Source organism: Aquincola tertiaricarbonis (assembly GCF_023573145.1).
GTDB classification, from domain to species: Bacteria; Pseudomonadota; Gammaproteobacteria; order Burkholderiales; family Burkholderiaceae_C; genus Aquincola; species Aquincola tertiaricarbonis_B.
Genome location: NZ_CP097636.1, coordinates 2,164,794 through 2,180,578 on the forward strand (window position 1 = coordinate 2,164,794; position 15,785 = coordinate 2,180,578).

General features: G+C 70.5%; 14 protein-coding genes. All 14 read right to left on the minus strand.

What is annotated here, in order from left to right:
* Positions 1–16 precede the first annotated feature (16 nt).
* Positions 17–1,366 (minus strand): FtsH protease activity modulator HflK, encoded by a 1,350-nt coding sequence (gene hflK, locus MW290_RS24255; protein ID WP_250196914.1) that lies wholly within the window; start codon positions 1,364–1,366, stop codon positions 17–19.
* Positions 1,363–2,622 carry a GTPase HflX gene (gene hflX / locus MW290_RS24260; RefSeq protein ID WP_250196915.1) on the minus strand — a complete coding sequence of 420 codons (1,260 nt, stop codon included), beginning with the start codon at positions 2,620–2,622 and terminating at the stop codon, positions 1,363–1,365. The genes hflK and hflX overlap by 4 nt, the downstream gene beginning before the upstream one ends.
* Before the next feature lie 23 nt (positions 2,623–2,645).
* Complete coding sequence (hfq, locus tag MW290_RS24265; RefSeq protein ID WP_250196916.1) at positions 2,646–2,888, minus strand: RNA chaperone Hfq; 243 nt, start codon at positions 2,886–2,888, stop codon at positions 2,646–2,648.
* 99 nt (positions 2,889–2,987) lie between these two features.
* Positions 2,988–4,328: a ribosome biogenesis GTPase Der gene (gene der, locus MW290_RS24270; protein WP_250196917.1), complete on the minus strand. Its 1,341-nt coding sequence runs from the start codon at positions 4,326–4,328 to the stop codon at positions 2,988–2,990.
* A 19-nt stretch (positions 4,329–4,347) separates the two neighbouring features.
* Positions 4,348–5,475 (minus strand): outer membrane protein assembly factor BamB, encoded by a 1,128-nt coding sequence (gene bamB, locus MW290_RS24275; protein ID WP_250196918.1) that lies wholly within the window; start codon positions 5,473–5,475, stop codon positions 4,348–4,350.
* Positions 5,475–6,137 carry a YfgM family protein gene (locus MW290_RS24280; RefSeq protein WP_250196919.1) on the minus strand — a complete coding sequence of 221 codons (663 nt, stop codon included), beginning with the start codon at positions 6,135–6,137 and terminating at the stop codon, positions 5,475–5,477. Before MW290_RS24280 ends, bamB begins: the two co-directional genes overlap by 1 nt.
* Positions 6,138–6,178: 41 nt before the next feature.
* A complete protein-coding gene (hisS, locus tag MW290_RS24285) occupies positions 6,179–7,474 on the minus strand; it encodes a histidine--tRNA ligase (protein WP_250196920.1) in 1,296 nt (431 codons plus the stop codon).
* Positions 7,475–7,555: 81 nt separating this feature from the next.
* On the minus strand, positions 7,556–8,845 hold the full coding sequence (ispG, locus tag MW290_RS24290) for a flavodoxin-dependent (E)-4-hydroxy-3-methylbut-2-enyl-diphosphate synthase (protein ID WP_250196921.1): 1,290 nt from the start codon (positions 8,843–8,845) through the stop codon (positions 7,556–7,558).
* A 5-nt stretch (positions 8,846–8,850) separates the two neighbouring features.
* Positions 8,851–9,864, minus strand: coding sequence for a RodZ domain-containing protein (locus MW290_RS24295; RefSeq protein WP_250196922.1), 1,014 nt, complete (start codon positions 9,862–9,864; stop codon positions 8,851–8,853).
* Positions 9,857–10,675, minus strand: a complete 819-nt coding sequence (pilW, locus tag MW290_RS24300) for a type IV pilus biogenesis/stability protein PilW (protein WP_310740179.1) — start codon at positions 10,673–10,675, stop codon at positions 9,857–9,859. The genes MW290_RS24295 and pilW overlap by 8 nt, the downstream gene beginning before the upstream one ends.
* Before the next feature lie 2 nt (positions 10,676–10,677).
* Positions 10,678–11,919: a dual-specificity RNA methyltransferase RlmN gene (gene rlmN, locus MW290_RS24305; protein WP_250196924.1), complete on the minus strand. Its 1,242-nt coding sequence runs from the start codon at positions 11,917–11,919 to the stop codon at positions 10,678–10,680.
* 20 nt (positions 11,920–11,939) lie between these two features.
* On the minus strand, positions 11,940–12,365 hold the full coding sequence (gene ndk / locus MW290_RS24310; RefSeq protein WP_046111464.1) for a nucleoside-diphosphate kinase: 426 nt from the start codon (positions 12,363–12,365) through the stop codon (positions 11,940–11,942).
* A gap of 60 nt (positions 12,366–12,425) precedes the next feature.
* Positions 12,426–15,104 (minus strand): pseudouridine synthase, encoded by a 2,679-nt coding sequence (locus tag MW290_RS24315; protein ID WP_250196925.1) that lies wholly within the window; start codon positions 15,102–15,104, stop codon positions 12,426–12,428.
* Positions 15,101–15,727 (minus strand): SMC-Scp complex subunit ScpB, encoded by a 627-nt coding sequence (scpB, locus tag MW290_RS24320; protein WP_250196926.1) that lies wholly within the window; start codon positions 15,725–15,727, stop codon positions 15,101–15,103. The genes MW290_RS24315 and scpB overlap by 4 nt, the downstream gene beginning before the upstream one ends.
* Positions 15,728–15,785: the final 58 nt, after the last annotated feature.

The window sequence follows — 15,785 nt, forward strand, 5'->3', positions numbered from 1 at the left end:
TTGTTCTCTCCTGCGCTCAGCGGACTTCACGGTCACGGCCGCGCTGGTTCTCGCGCGAGCGCGAATCCACGGTCGAAGGGCCGCTCGGCACGCCGTCCATCGGCGTGCTGGGCGTGGCCACGCCGGTGGCGGGGGCCGACGAGGCCGGCGTGGCGGTGCCGGTCTGCTGCAGCAGCTTGTCCAACGGCAGGTACAGCAGGTTGGAGCCGTTGCGGCTGTCCACCATCACCTTGGTGACGTTGCTGTAAACCTGCTGCATGGTCTCGAGGTACAGGCGGTCGCGGGTGACGGCCGGCGCCTTCTGGTACTCGGCCAGCACCGAGCGGAAGCGCTGCGCATCACCTTCGCCCTGCGCGGTGACGCGGGCCTTGTAGCCTTCGGCTTCTTCGCGCAGGCGCGCGGCCGTACCTTGCGCCTTCGGAATCACGTCGCTGGCGTAGGCCTGGCCTTCGTTCTTGAAGCGGTCGCGGTCGGCACCGGCCTTCACCGCGTCGTTGAACGCGGCCTGCACCTGCTCGGGCACCTGCACGTTCTGCACGTTGACGTTGGCCACGATGATGCCGGCTTTCAGCCGGTCGAGCTGGACCTGCACCGACTTGGCCAGATCCGTCGCGATGGCGTCGCGCTGCTCGTACAGCACCTGGTCGATGCGGCTGCGGCCGACGATCTCGCGCACGGCGGATTCGGCGGCCTGCACCACCGCTTCGTCGGGGTTGCGGTTCTCGAACAGGAATTCGCGCGCGTCCTTCAGGCGGTACTGCACCGTGAAGCGGATGTCGACGATGTTCTCGTCTTCGGTGAGCATCGACGAGTCGCGCAGGCCGGTGGCCTGCACCACGCTGTTGCGGCCCACTTCCACCGAGCGCAGCTGGGTGACGGGCACCGTCTCATGCGCCTGGAACGGGTACGGGAAGCGCCACTGGAAGCCGGCTTCCGCGGTGTAGGCATAGCGGCCGAACGAGGTGACCACCGCCTGGTGGCCTTCCTGCACGATGAAGAAGCCGCTGGCCAGCCACACCAGCACCACCACCACGCCGATCAGGCCGACGCCGATGCCGGCGCTCTTCATGTCGGGGCGGAACTGCGGACCACCGCCGTCGCCACCCGGGCCGCGGTTGCCACCGTTGTTGCCGCCGCCGGCGGGCTTGCCGCCCAGCAGGCCGCTGAGCTTGCGGTTGAAGTCGCGCCAGAGTTCGTCGAGGTCGGGCGGGCCGTCGTTGCGGCCGTTGTTGAGCACCAGCGTGTCACTGCCGGGGCCGCGTCGCCGCGGCCAGGCGGATCGAACCAGGCCGGCCAGGAGCGCACGGCTGGCCTGGGCCACGGCCGACAGGCTGGAACGCTCGGGGAACGAATGGCGCATGTTCATGCTTGCATGGATCGGGTGGCGGGAGCCTCGTCGGCTTCCGGTGAGGGGGGCTCGTCGGAGTCGTCTTGAAGATCGGTGTCGTGCGCCAGGGCTGCCGGAGCGGCCCAGGCGTCGTCCGTGCCGGCGGCCGCAGCGGCGATGGCGTCGCGCAGCGCATCCAGGCCCGTGCCTTCGATGGCGCTGAGGAAGATGCGCGGCACCCGCAGGCCCGGCGCACGTTCCACCGCATCCACCAGCACGCGCGGCCGGCTGGCATCGTCCAGCCGGTCGAGCTTGTTGTAGACCAGGATCTGCGGAATACGTTCAGCGCCGATCTCGGCCAGCACGCGGTCCACCTCGTCCATCTGCTCGGCCAGCAGCGGGCTGGAGGCATCCACCACATGCAGCAGCAGGTCGGCCTCGGCCGCCTCCTGCAGCGTGGCGCGGAAGGCTTCCACCAGCTTGTGCGGCAGGTCGCGGATGAAGCCCACGGTGTCGGACAGCGACACCGTGCCGCCCAGCTGCTGCAGGTACAGCTGCCGGGTGGTGGTGTCCAGCGTGGCGAACAGCTGATCGGCCGCGTAGGTACGCGCCTTGACCAGCGCATTGAACAGCGTCGACTTGCCGGCGTTGGTGTAGCCGACCAGCGAGACGCGGAAGGTGCCGCTCTTGTCGCGCGCGCGGCGTTGCGTGCCGCGCTGGCGCTGCACCTTCTCGAGCCGCTGCTTCACCGTCTTGATGCGCTCGCCGATCATCCGGCGGTCGAGTTCGATCTGCGCTTCGCCCGGGCCGCCGCGGGTGCCGATGCCACCTTGCTGGCGCTCCAGGTGGCTCCAGCGCCGCACCAGGCGGGTGGCCACGTACTGCAGCCGGGCCAGCTCGACCTGCAGCTTGCCCTCGTGGCTCTGCGCCCGCTGGGCGAAGATCTCGAGGATGAGCGCGGTGCGGTCGGCCACCTGCACGCCGATGTGGCGCTCCAGGTTGCGCTGCTGCGCGGGGCTGAGGGCCTGGTCGAAGATCACGCCGGTGGCGCGGTGTTGCAGCACCAGGGCCTTGATCTCGTCGGCCTTGCCGCTGCCGACGAACAGCGCCGCGTCCGGCGCCTTGCGCCGCGCGGTCAGGCGGGCCACGGCCACGTCGCCCGCCGACTCCGCCAGCAGGGCGAGTTCGTCCAGCGTAGGGTCGAAGGAAGACGACGGGCCCAGGTCGACGCCAACGAGCACCGCCCGGGCGCCGTCGGTCGCCGGCGTGCCGGACGGGAGGACGTCAGAACTCAAGGCAGGAGGTGCCAGCTCGGCCGTCAGGCCGCGTCACCGGGTTCTTGCGCGTGGAAATTGACCGCGCGACCCGGAACCACCGTGGAAATGGCGTGCTTGTAGACCATCTGGGTCACGGTGTTGCGCAGCAGGACGACGTACTGGTCGAAGGATTCGATATGGCCCTGCAGCTTGATGCCATTGACCAGATAGATCGACACCGGAACATGTTCCTTGCGCAGCAGGTTCAGAAATGGGTCTTGTAGCAATTGCCCTTTATTACTCACGACATTCTCCGTGTCTGTTTCAGATGCCTGCCACGTTAGCACAGGGTTGCCCCTAGTGGCAGGCTGGCGGCGGGACAACCTTTCCCGCCGCAGATGCCCTTAGGAGGCCTTGTCGTCGAAAGGGTTCCGCGACGATTTCATTTCTATCCGCAAAGGCGTGCCAGTGAGCTTGAAATGATCGCGGATGCGACCTTCCAGGAAGCGTTTGTAGGCGTCGGTGACGTGTTCCAGCGAATTTCCGTGGACGACCACCACCGGGGGATTCATGCCACCCTGGTGGGCATATCGCAGCTTGGGCCGGAAATGGCCGGCGCGCTTGGGCGCCTGGTGCTCCACCGCCTCGTGCACCAGCCGGGTGAGCACCGGCGTGGTCATCTTGACGGTGGCCGAGGCATGGGCGTCGCCGATGGTCTTCCACAGCGGGCCCAGGCCCTGACGCTTGAGCGCCGAGATGTTGACGATGGGCGCGAACTTCAGGAAGGCCAGGCGGCTGGCGATCGAGCGCTCCAGCATCTCGCGCTGGTAGCTGTCGACCGCATCCCACTTGTTGACGGCCAGCACCACCGCTCGGCCGGCGTCCAGGATGTAGCCGGCGATGTGCGCGTCCTGCTCGCTCACGCCCTGGGTGGCGTCCAGCAGCAGCACCACCACGTTGGCATGGTCGATGGCCTGCAGCGTCTTGACCACCGAGAACTTCTCGATCGCCTCGAACACCTTGCCCTTGCGGCGCAGGCCGGCGGTGTCGATCAGCTCGAAGCGCTTGCCGTTGCGCTCGAAGGGCACGTGGATGGCGTCGCGCGTGGTGCCCGGCATGTCGAAGGCGATCAGCCGCTCTTCGCCCAGCCAGGTGTTGATCAGCGTGCTCTTGCCCACATTGGGGCGGCCGGCCACGGCCAGGCGGATCGGGCGGTCTTCGCCGTCGGCGTCTTCGTCCTCGTCCTCGGGCCAGGTGAAGCTCTCGAGCACCGCCTCCACCAGGCTGCGGATGCCCTGCCCGTGCGCAGCGCTGATCGGGTGCGGCTCGCCCATGCCCAGCTCGAAGAACTCGGCCAGCATCGGCGATTCGGCCATGCCTTCGGCCTTGTTCACCGCGATGAACACGCGCTTGTTGGCCGCGCGCAGGTAGCGGGCGATGTCCGCGTCCTGGCCCGACAGGCCCGAGCGGATGTCCAGCACGAAGATGACGGCATCGGCCTCGGCCACCGCCTGCTTGGTCTGCTTGGCCATCTCGGCCACCACGCCGGTGGGCTTGTCGGGCTCGAAGCCGCCGGTGTCGATGACGATGAACTCGCGGCTGCCCAGCCGCGCGTCGCCGTAGTGGCGGTCGCGCGTCAGGCCGGCAAAGTCCGCGACGATGGCGTCGCGGCTCTTGGTGATGCGGTTGAAGAGCGTGCTCTTGCCGACATTGGGGCGGCCCACCAGGGCCACGACCGGTTTCATGTGTGCTGCCTGTTCGCTGTCATTCCGGGCGGAACGCGAACACGCCGCCATTGCGGGTGGTCACGATCACGGTATTGCCCCACCGCACCGGCGCGCCCACCACGGCCGAGCCGTCGGTGGGCAGGCGCAGCAGGGTGTTGCCGTTGGCGCGGTCGAGGAAGTGCACCTGGCCTTCGGCATCGCCGAAGATCACGGTGCGGCCCACGACCAGCGCGCCGCTGAGCTGGCGGTACAGCAGCCGCTCGCTGGTCCAGGCCACGTCGCCGTTGGCCGAGCGCCAGGCGGTGATGCGGTCGCTGGCGTCGGCACCGACGACCAGTTCGTCGTCGCCGCCCACGGCCTGCACGCCGCCCACGTTCTTGCTCCACTGCAGCGTGCCGCGCTCGGCGTTCACGCAGCCGGCGGCCGACTGGAAGGCGCGCATGCAGACGGTGTCGCCCAGGCGCACCGGCGGGCCGATGACGTCGGCCAGGCGCTCCACCTCGTTGGTGCCGCGCGGCGTGGCCACGGCCACGTCCCAGCGGGTGCTGCCGCGCAGCGGATCGAGGCCCACCAGGCGCGGGCCCTGCCCCACCAGCAGCGTGTCCTTGAAGGCGGACAGCACGCTGGCCTGCGACAGCGTCAGCGCATCACCCGGGCGCTGGAAGCGCCACAGCGGCTTGCCGTCCAGCGCGTCGAAGGCGTTGACGATGCGGTCCACGCCCATCACGAACACGCGCTCGCCGGCCACCAGCGGCGGCGTGGCCACGCGGGCATTGAGCCGGGTGCGCCACTTGGGCGCGCCGCGCTCCAGCACCACCAGTTCGTTGTCGCGGGTGACGACGGCGGCCATGCGGCCATCGGTGCCGACGCCGGCCACGATGGGCGCGCCGACATTGCCGCGCCACAGCTCGGCGCCGGTGTCGGCCTGCAGGGCCACCACGGTGCCGTTGCCCGAGGCCAGGGTGATCTCACCCTCACGCACCGTGGGCACCAGCGGGAAGTCCAGCTTGTCCAGCCGCACGCTCCACACCTGGCGGCCGGCGATCTGCGGCGTGTAGCTTTCCAGCGCGGTGGGCTTGGGCTTGTCGGTGGAGGAGCAACCGGCGGCGAGCGCCGCCACCAGGGCCAGGGCGCCGAAACGCAGCAGGGAAGAACGCTTGTCCATCACTTGGCCACCTCGCTGGCCGCGGGCGCGGCGCCCAGGGCGGTGAGCTTGGCTTCCACCAGCTGGCGGTACTCGAGCTTGCTGTCCATGTCCTTCCAGGCGGTCTGGTAGGCGGCCTTGGCCTCGTCCTTCTTGCCTTGCGCCATCAGCACGTCGCCGCGGCGGTCGGCCACCAGCGCCTCGAAGCCGGCGGCCTTGGCGCCGTCCAGCTGGCGCAGCGCGTCGTCGTACTGCTTCTTGTCCAGCAGGATGCCGGCCAACCGCAGCCTGGCCACGGTGCGGTACTCGTCTTCGCTGGCGTTGTCGGCCACCCAGCCCAGCGTGGCGGCGGCTTCATCGGCCTGGCCTTTGCCGTACTGGGCCTGCGCGGCCAGCAGGCCGCCCTGGCCGGCGTAGGCGGTGCGCGGGTAGTTGCTCTTCAAGTCGCCGAACACCTGCGTCACGCGGGCGGCATCGCCCGAGCGGGCGGCGCTGTCCAGCGCATCGAACATCGCCGCGGCCTTGGTGCCCTGGTTGCGCTGCCAGTAGTTCCAGCCGGTCCAGGCGGCGTAGGCGCCCAGGGCCAGCACCAGCACCCAGGTGATCAGGTTGCCGTACTTGTTCCAGAACGCCTTCAGCTCGTCGAGCTGTTCCTGCTCTTGCAGGTCGAGTTGGGTTGCCATGCTTGTCTTCTTCTAGCCGCCCGTGGGCGGAGGAGGCGGGATTATGCGTTGCGCAGTTGCGCGGCCCAGGCGGCCACGTCGGCCAGCGGCTGCAACGACTGCGCGGCCTGCGCATCGCGCAGCGGCTTGACGGCCACCTCGCCACGCGCCAGCTCGTCGTCGCCGAAGATCAGCGCGTAGCGCGCGCCGCTGGCATCGGCCCGCTTGAACTGCGACTTCATGCTGCCCTGCCCTTCGGTGTTGCCGGCATGCATGACCACCGCCACGCCGGCAGCGCGCAGCGCCTCCAGCACCGGCATCACGCGCGGCAGGCTGGCGGCCGAGGGCACCACCGCATAGGCATCGGGCGCCGCGGCCGGCACCGGCGCCTGCGCGGCTTCCAGCAGCAGCATCAGCCGTTCCAGGCCCAGGCCCCAGCCCACGCCCGGCGAAGGCTTGCCGCCCAGCTGCTCGATCAGCCCGTCGTAGCGGCCGCCGCCGCACACCGTGCCCTGGGCGCCCAGCTTGTCGGTCACCCACTCGAACACGGTGAGGTTGTAGTAGTCCATGCCGCGCACCAGGCGCGGGTTGACGCGGTAGGCCAGGCCTGCCGCATCCAGCACCGCCTTGACGCCGTTGAAGTGCGCCAGCGAAGCCTCACCCAGGAAGTCGATCAGCTGGGGCGCGGCCTCCACCACCGGCTGCATCGCCGGGTTCTTGGTGTCCAGCACCCGCAGCGGGTTGCTGTGCAGGCGGCGCTTCGCATCTTCGTCCAGCACGTCGGCATGCGCCTCCAGGTGGCGGATCAGCGCCTCGCGGTGGGCGCGGCGCTCGTCGGGCTGGCCCAGGCTGTTGATCTCCAGCGACAGGTCGCGGCCTTCCACCAACCCCAGCTCGCGCCACAGCGCGCGCAGCAGCAGGATGATCTCGGCATCGACGTCGGGGCCGGGAAAGCCCAGCACTTCCACACCCGCCTGATGGAACTGGCGGTAGCGGCCCTTCTGCGGCCGCTCGTGGCGGAACATCGGGCCGATGTAGAAGAGGCGCCGGCCGCCTTCACGCAGGAAGCTGTGCTCGTTCATCGCCCGCACCACGCCGGCGGTGCCCTCGGGCCGCAGCGTCAGCTGGTCGCCGTTGAGGCGGTCTTCGAAGGAGTACATCTCCTTCTCGACGATGTCGGTCACCTCGCCCAGCCCCCGCACGAACAGCGCGGTGGGCTCGACGATGGGCGTGCGCACGTTCTGGTAGCCGTAGCGGTGCATCAGGCTGCGCAGCGTGGACTCCACCCACTCCCAGCGGGCGGAGTCGGGCGGCAGCAGGTCGTTCATGCCCTTGACGGCACTCAGTCGTTCAGACATTTCGGCAATGCGTTGGGGCCGCAGGCGGCCGTTTCGGTAAGCAGCGACTCGGCCCGCCGTGCGCGGCAGGCCGGCCGGTCGTCAGGCCGCAGCGCCGAAGCGCTTCTCGATGTAGCCCTCGACGATCTTCTGGAATTCGGTGGCGATGCCTTCGCCGCGCAGCGTCATGGCCTTCTCGCCGTCGATGAAGACCGGGGCGGCCGGCGCCTCGCCGGTGCCGGGCAGGCTGATGCCGATGTCGGCATGCTTGCTCTCGCCCGGGCCGTTGACGATGCAGCCCATGACCGCCACCTTCAGCGTCTCGACGCCGGGGTAGCGCGCCTTCCACACCGGCATGCTGGCGCGCAGGTGGTCGTCGATCTGCTTGGCCAGCTCCTGGAAGGTGGTGCTGGTGGTGCGGCCGCAACCCGGGCAGGCGGTGACGCAGGGGTTGAAGCTGCGCAGGCCCAGGGCCTGCAGGATCTCGCCGGCCACCACCACTTCCTGGGTGCGGGCCTCACCGGGCTGCGGCGTCAGGCTCACGCGGATGGTGTCGCCGATGCCTTCCTGCAGCAGGATGGACAGCGCGGTGGCCGAGGCCACCGTGCCCTTGGTGCCCATGCCGGCTTCGGTCAGACCCAGGTGCAGCGCGTAGTCGCAGCGGCGGGCCAGCGCGCGGTAGACCGAGACCAGGTCCTGCACGCCGCTGACCTTGCAGCTGATGATGATCTGGTTGGGGTCCAGGCCCACTTCACGGGCGTAGCTGGCGGATTCGAGCGCCGACTGCACCAGCGCCTGGTACATCACCTGCTTCGCGTCCCACGGGGTGGCGCGGCGGGCGTTGTCGTCCATCAGCGAGGCGAGCAGTTCCTGGTCCAGGCTGCCCCAGTTGACCCCGATGCGCACGGCCTTGCCGTACTTGGCGGCCGCCTCGACCATCATCGCGAACTGGCGGTCGCGCTTGTCGCCCTTGCCCACGTTGCCGGGGTTGATGCGGTACTTGGACAAGGCCTGCGCCATGTCCGGAAACTCGGTCAGCAGCCGGTGGCCGTTGTAGTGGAAATCGCCGATCAGCGGCACGTCCACGCCCATACGGTCGAGCTGCTCGCGGATGTGCGGCACCGCCTGCGCCGCCTCGGGCGTGTTGACGGTGATGCGCACCATCTCCGAGCCGGCCTGGGCCAGCTCCTTGACCTGGATCGCGGTGTCGATGACCTGCACCGTGTCGGTGTTGGTCATCGACTGCACCCGCACCGGCGCGTCACCGCCCACCGTGACCACGCGGTCGCCCCACACCACGCGGGCCTGGCGCGAGCGGCGCGGCCGCGGGTTGGCAGCTTCGATGACGTCGTCAGTGCCGTCGAAGGGGGCGGCGTCGGAGGCGGTGTTCATGGCGTTCACTTGAGTTCGAGCCGGGCCACGTTGTCCCGGGTGGTCGACGTGTCGACCGGCTGGCCACGGAACGTGACCTGGGTGCCGGCGGCATTGCCGATTGTCGCCTTGAGGGGGATCTCCCCATCCACGCCGACTGTTTCGCCGGGTTGCAGCGTGCGCGACAGCAGCACCTTGCCGGCGCGGTCGCGCACCTCGACCCAGCTCTCGGCGCTGGCGCGCAGCACCAGGGCACCGGCGGCCGGCGCCGTGGGGCTGGGGGTCGTCGGGCTGGTCGCGGCCGGCACGCTGGCCGCGGGCCTGGCGGCCGCCACCGCGGCGGAAGCGGCGGGCGACGGCACTGCCGCCGGTGCCGTGGTGGCCGGCGTGGTGGGCGGCACCGGCGGCACCGGCGTGTTGAGGATGGTGGTGCTGGTGCCCGGCGCGCTGCTCAGCTGCGAGGCGCCCTGCTCCGCCGCAGACGGCACCGAATGCACGGTCTCGATGGCGGCCGAGGCAGCCTCGATCACCTCGTTGACCACGCCGGATGCGCTCGTGGCCGCGGCACCGACGATCTCACCCGCATTGCCGGCAGCGCTGCGCTCGGCACCGGTCAGGCGGTCGAGCGCCCGCTCGGGCAGCAGATACACCACCAGCGCGGCTAGCAGCACGGCGCCGGCGCCCCACAGCACGGGCTTTTGCAGCACGGCCCAGTCGGGCGGGTCGCCGCGCGCAGGCCGCTCGCGGAAGGGCTGGTTGAGCCCGGTGCTCACCTGCGCCAGCGCGGTGCCGCTGTCGGCCTGGTGCGGCAGCAGCGCCAGCACCGGCTCGGCCTCGATCTTGAGCGAGCGGCACACGGTCTTGGCCAGCGCCCGCACGAAGGTCATGTCGGGCAGGTCGCCGTAGCGGTCGGCCTCCAGGGCCTCCAGCTTGCGCGGCGTCACCTTGATGGCCGCGGCCAGCGCCGCGATGTGGATGCCCTGCTTCTCACGCGCTGCCTTCAGCAGCCCGCCCGCGGTTGCGGGCACAGCCTCACTCATCGAATCGTCCTCTTTCGAAGGCCAGCGTCTGCGGCGCCTGCGGAAAGCGCGCCTTCAGCTGGCGACCCCATTCCTCGACGCCGCCGCGGTTGCCCAGGCGGTGCTCGATGCGCACCGCCAGCCACAACGACTGGGCGTTGGAGCTTTCCTGGCGCAGGTTGAGCCGGCGCACATAAAAGCGCGCGCGTTCGTATTCGCCGCGCAGGTACAGCACCTCGGCCAGGTTCAGGGCCACCGTCGGGTTGCCCGCGTCCAGCTCATACGAGCGCACCAGCGATCGCTCGGCCGCGTCCAGCTGGCCGGCGCGCGCCTGGCACACGCCCTGGGCCAGCAGCGTGCGCACCGTGTCGCGGTACTGCGGCAGCGACAAGGCGGCGTCGAACTGCTGCTGCGCCTGCGGGAACAGCCGCTGCTGGCACAGGAACCAGCCGTAGTTGTGCTTGGCATCGCCGTCGCGCGGGTTCAGCTGCAGCGCCCGCTGGAAGCTGTCGTCGGCCAGCCGGTCTTCGCCCATCGCGGCGTAGATCAGGCCCCGCAGGTTGTAGGCCTCGCCCATGTCGGGCTTGGCGTTCAGGGCCTGCTTCACCTCGTCCAGCGCCACCTCGTTTTGCTGGCGGCCGAAATAGGCGGCGGCCAGTTCCAGCCGCAGCCGCGCGCGGCGGTCGTTGTCGGTCTGGTCGGAGGCGGTGCGGATTTCCTGCGCACTGCCTTGGAGGCCCGAAGGGCCGGCCCCACCGGGCACGGTCTGGCAGCCCGCCAGCAGGCTGGCCGCGGCCAGCCCACCCAGCACCCACGCGACAGCGCGGTGCACGATCAACCGGCCCTCCGCCCGTGCAGGCGGTCTCCCTCAGGCGTGACGGGAGCCGGCGCAATGCGGATCGCCGGACGGGTGAGCCGCTCGCTGGCGCGGGTGCGGTCCTGCACCTCGCCGGCCAGCTGGCCACAGGCGGCGGCGATGTCGTCGCCGCGGGTGCGGCGCACCGTGGTGACGATGCCCGACTCGATCAGCACCTGAGCGAAGGCGTCGACCCGCTCTTTGGGCGAGCGCAGCAGGCCCGACGCCGGGAACGGGTTGAACGGGATCAGGTTGAGCTTGCAGGGCACGGCCGGCGTGCCGGCACGCCCGGTGACCAGGCGCACCAGCTGGCGCGCCTGCTCGGGAGCATCGTTGGCACCGTCGAGCATGCAGTACTCGAAGGTGATGAAGTCGCGCGGGGCGGCTTCGAGGTAGCGCTCGCAGGCGGCCATCAGCTCGGCCAGCGGGTACTTGCGGTTCAGCGGCACCAGCTGGTCGCGCAGGCCGTCTTCGGGCGCATGCAGCGAGACGGCCAGTGCCACCGGGCAATCCACCCGCAGCCGGTCCATCATCGGCACGACGCCGGAGGTGCTGACGGTGACACGCCGACGCGACAGGCCATAGCCATGGTCGTCCAGCATCACCCGCAGCGCCGGCACCAGCGCGCAGTAGTTCTGCAGCGGCTCGCCCATGCCCATCATCACCACGTTGTCGATCGCGCGCTCACCCGGGGCCAGCTTCAGGCGCTGGCGCAGGTGGTGCTCGGCGAACCACAGCTGGGCGAGGATTTCGCCGGTGGACAGGTTGCGGCTGAAGCCCTGGTGGCCGGTGGAGCAGAAACGGCAGCCCACCGCACAGCCCGCCTGCGACGACACGCACAGCGTGCCGCGATCGGCTTCGGGGATGAACACGGCTTCCACCGCGTCGCCGTTGCCCACGTCGAACAGCCACTTGATGGTGCCGTCGGTGGAAGCCTGCTCGCTGAGGATGGCCAGGCCCCGCACCTCGGCGCGGTGGGCCAGCTTGTCGCGCAGCGAGCGTGCCAGGTCGGACATCTGCGCGAAATCGGCAGCGCCCTTCTGGTGAATCCAGCGGAACAGCTGAACGGCGCGGAAGCGCTTTTCGCCCAGCTGCTCGCAGAAGGCCGTGAGGCCTTCGAGGTCGAAGTCCAGCAGGTTGACCCGCGCAGCCGCCGGCCCGCCATCGGCGCTGCCAGGGGCAGCGGCGGCGGAGACGGGAGACGGCTGCAGCTCGGCCATGCGGACTTCCAGCGCGCGGATCAGCGGCTGTAGACGTTCATGCCGGGGAAGAAGAAGGCGATCTCGACGGCGGCGGTTTCCGCGGCGTCGGAGCCGTGCACGGCGTTGGCGTCGATGCTGTCGGCGAAGTCGGCGCGGATGGTGCCCTTGTCGGCCTTCTTGGGGTCGGTGGCGCCCATCAGCTCGCGGTTCTTGGCGATGGCGCCTTCACCTTCCAGCACCTGGATCATCACCGGGCCCGAGATCATGAAGCTGACCAGGTCGTTGAAGAACGGACGCGCCTTGTGCACGGCGTAGAAGGCTTCCGCCTCGCCCTTCGACAGGTGCGCCATGCGCGCTGCCACCACCTTGAGGCCAGCGCCTTCAAAGCGGGCGTAGATCTGACCGATCACGTTCTTGGCGACGGCGTCGGGCTTGATGATCGACAGGGTGCGTTCGATGGCCATGAAAATCTCTCCTGAATCAATAACTTGGCAAAGCCTTGGATTGTAACCCGGCGCAGCCGGTCAGCGACCGCCGCGGCCACCGGGGCGGCCACGGCCACCACCGCCGCCGGCACCACCACTGCCGCCGCCGCGACCACCCCGCCCGCCGCCACCGCCCTTGCGGTGGAAGGCATCGGCGCCGATGTAGCCGACCGAGGTCTGCATCGGATCGGGCTCACGGCCACCACCACCGCCGCCGCCCCGGTTGGGGCCGCCGGGCTTGCCGCCGCGGGCCTTGGCGCCACCTCCACCGCCGCCGTTCTTGCGCGGGAACGGGTTGCCGGCGTTGCCGCCGCCCTTGACCAGACGCTTGTCGTAGGTCTGCTGCAGCGGATTGGGGATCGGGCCGTCCTCGCTGTACTCACGGCGCGGCGCGTTGTGCTCGCGCATCAGCCGCTTGTCGTAGGTCTGTTGCAGCGGGTTCGGGATCGGGCCGTCGTCGCCATAGTCGCGGCGCTGCTGGCTCAGCTCGCGCATCGCGCGCTTGTCGTAGGTCTGCTGCAGCGGATTCGGAATCGGGCCGTCCTCGCGCTCACGGCGCGGTTCGCGGTTCTCGCGCAGCGCCCGCTTGTCGTAGGTCTGCTGCAGCGGGTTCGGAATCGGGCCGTCCTCGCGGATCGGGCGATTGGAACGGGCCTGACGCGCCTCGCGCGCCAGCCGCTTGTCGAAGGTCTGCAGCAGCGGATCGGGGATCACCGGGCCACGCTCGCGCGGGCCGCGGTTGTTGCGGTCGCCACGGTCGGGGCGGTCACCGCGCTCGCCACGCGGCGGGCGATCGCCTCGTTCGCCACGGTCACCGCGCGCCTGGGCGCCGTTCTGGCCACCGCCCTGCCCGCGCTTGCCGTTGCGGCCCTGCTTGCCATGCTGGCCGCCGCCGCCCTCGCCTTCACGCGCCTCGCGGCCTTCCTTGGGGCCCCGCGGCACCTGGCCGATCAGCCGGCGCAGCAGCTTCACATCGGGCTCTTCCAGGTCCACCCAGACGCCGCGCTTGAGGCCGCGCGGCAGCACCACGCTGCCGTAGCGGATGCGGATCAGGCGACTGACCGTCAGACCCACCGCGTCGAACAGCTTGCGCACTTCGCGGTTGCGGCCTTCGTTGATGACCACGCGGTACCAGCGGTTCAGGCCTTCGCCGCCGCCGTCTTCGATGCTGGTGAAGGCGGCCTTCTGGCCGTCGATCTCCACACCTTCCAGCAGCTTGGCCTTGGCCTCGGATTCCAGCGTGCCCAGCACCCGCACCGCGTACTCACGCTCCACGCCGAAGCGCGGGTGCATCAGCTGGTGCGCCAGGTCGCCCGAGGTGGTGAACAGCAGCAGGCCTTCGGTGTTGATGTCCAGCCGGCCGACCGACTGCCACTTGCCGTGCTGCAGCCGGGGCAGCTTGCGGAACACGGTGGGCCGCTGCTGCGGGTCGTCCAGCGTGACCACTTCGCCCACCGGCTTGTGGTAGGCGATGACACGGGCCGGCGACGGCGCGATGCGCACCTTGATCGGCTTGCCGTTGACCTGGATGCGGTCGCCCCAGGAGATGCGCTGGCCGGTGTGGGCCGGCTCACCGTTGACGGTGATGCGGCCTTCGGCGATCAGCTGCTCCATGTCGCGGCGCGAGCCGACGCCGGCCTGGGCCAGCACCTTGTGCAGCTTGGGCGCATCGGCATCGGCGGCCAGCACGCGCTTGGCGGGGCCGTCGGCGTCGTCACCGGCCGGCTCGCCTTCGGCGCCGGCGGCATCAGCGGCCTGCTCGGCCGCCAGGGGGGCGCCGTCCGCTTCGGCCGCGCCTTCGGGCAGGCCGGCTGGCGCGCCCAGCGCATCGGCTTCGGCCTGCGCAGCGTCTTCCTGGGCCAGTTCCACCGCGTCGTCAAAGGCGCCGGACAGCACCTCGGCGAACAGCGGCGTGGTATCCGGGCGTGCCACCGGCGGCTGGCCGGGCTTGCGGTCGCCACGCGGCTTGTCCTGGCGGGGCTTGTCGCCACGCTCCTTGCGGCCTTCGCCCGGCCCTTCGGCGCGCTGCTCGGCACCCGGCTCGCCCGCCACGCGCTCACCACGCTCACCCCGGTCCTTGCGGCCGCGGCGGCGGTTGCGCGAGCGGGATGAACGCTCGCCGGTCGGGGCGCCGTCGGCCGCGGCTTCACCGCTACCGGGTTCAGCCTCGCCACGGTCTTGAGAAGCGTGGGGTTCGCTCGCGTCCGCGCCTTCGACCGGCGCCGCAGCACGGGCTTCCACCGGGGCCGGTTGCGCTTGCGCGTCACCGTCGGCCGTGCCGTCGAACGACAGCGAGGCCTGCGTACCCTCGCCTTCCACCGCGGCAGCCTTGGGCTTGCGCGGGCGGCGGGCGGGCTTGGCAGCCGGCTCATCCGCCGATGCCGTGGCCGAAGCCGGGACCGGGCTGGCGCTCACCGCCGCGGCAGCCGCTTCCACGGCTGCGGGCGCATCCGAGCCTTCGGCCGCGGCAGCAGCCGCCGTGCGCGTGCGGCGGCGCGGCTTCGGTGCGGCAGCTTCTGGCGCGTCGGGCGCAGCGGCCGCAGGCTCGGCGGCGGCCGCCACCCCAGCCTCAGTGGCCGAGGCGCCGCTGTCCGTCGCCTCCGCCGTCTTGCGCGGCGTGCGCCGGCGCTTGGGCTTGGCCTCGCCGTCCTGGGGGGCGGCCGTTGCAGCGGCATCCACCGGCAGGTCGGAGGGCAGATCGGAGTCGTTGGCGTTCATGCTTGCGCTTCGGATGAAGAGGAAGGTTCGGTGGAGTCGGACGGCTCGGCGGGCGCTTCGAGCAGCGAGGGTTGATCGGCCAGGCCGGTGGCCATCAGATCGATGGCAGCCGGCGTGCCTTCCAGCGGCGGCAGCTGATCCAGGCTGGCCAGGCCCAGGTCGTCGAGAAACTGGCGGGTGGTGGCGTACAGCGCCGGCCGGCCGGGGGCATCGCGGTGGCCGATCACCTCGATCCAGTTGCGGTCTTCCAGCTGCTTGACGATCTGGGTGCTGACCGTCACGCCGCGGATGTCCTCGATGTCACCGCGCGTGACCGGCTGGCGGTAGGCCACGATGGCCAGCGTCTCCATCACGGCGCGTGAGTAACGCGGCGGCTTCTCGGGGTGCAGCCGGTCGAGGTAGTCGCGCATCTCGGGCCGGCTCTGGAAGCGCCAGCCGGAGGCCAGGGCCACCAGCTCGACGCCCTTGCCTTCCCAGTCGCGCACCAGCTCGTCGAGCAGGCTGCGCAAGGTGTCGACGCCGACGCGGTCATCGAACAACGCACGCATGTCGCGCAGCGGCAGGGGCTGCTGGGCACAGATGAGCGCGGTTTCGAGGACGCGCTTCGCATCCTGTGTGTTCATGGGCTCTGCTTGAAGGGGCGCCGGGCGTTACCGGCGGCGTTCACAACATGGGCGGAAT

What these genes read in the sequence shown, in the direction of transcription:
- hflK (WP_250196914.1), bottom strand. Translation starts at nt 1,366, where the DNA reads ATGAACATGCGCCATTCGTTCCCCGAGCGTTCCAGCCTGTCGGCCGTG.
- der (WP_250196917.1), bottom strand. Translation starts at nt 4,328, where the DNA reads ATGAAACCGGTCGTGGCCCTGGTGGGCCGCCCCAATGTCGGCAAGAGC.
- bamB (WP_250196918.1), bottom strand. Translation starts at nt 5,475, where the DNA reads ATGGACAAGCGTTCTTCCCTGCTGCGTTTCGGCGCCCTGGCCCTGGTG.
- MW290_RS24280 (WP_250196919.1), bottom strand. Translation starts at nt 6,137, where the DNA reads ATGGCAACCCAACTCGACCTGCAAGAGCAGGAACAGCTCGACGAGCTG.
- hisS (WP_250196920.1), bottom strand. Translation starts at nt 7,474, where the DNA reads ATGTCTGAACGACTGAGTGCCGTCAAGGGCATGAACGACCTGCTGCCG.
- ispG (WP_250196921.1), bottom strand. Translation starts at nt 8,845, where the DNA reads ATGAACACCGCCTCCGACGCCGCCCCCTTCGACGGCACTGACGACGTC.
- MW290_RS24295 (WP_250196922.1), bottom strand. Translation starts at nt 9,864, where the DNA reads ATGAGTGAGGCTGTGCCCGCAACCGCGGGCGGGCTGCTGAAGGCAGCG.
- rlmN (WP_250196924.1), bottom strand. Translation starts at nt 11,919, where the DNA reads ATGGCCGAGCTGCAGCCGTCTCCCGTCTCCGCCGCCGCTGCCCCTGGC.
- ndk (WP_046111464.1), bottom strand. Translation starts at nt 12,365, where the DNA reads ATGGCCATCGAACGCACCCTGTCGATCATCAAGCCCGACGCCGTCGCC.
- MW290_RS24315 (WP_250196925.1), bottom strand. Translation starts at nt 15,104, where the DNA reads ATGAACGCCAACGACTCCGATCTGCCCTCCGACCTGCCGGTGGATGCC.
- scpB (WP_250196926.1), bottom strand. Translation starts at nt 15,727, where the DNA reads ATGAACACACAGGATGCGAAGCGCGTCCTCGAAACCGCGCTCATCTGT.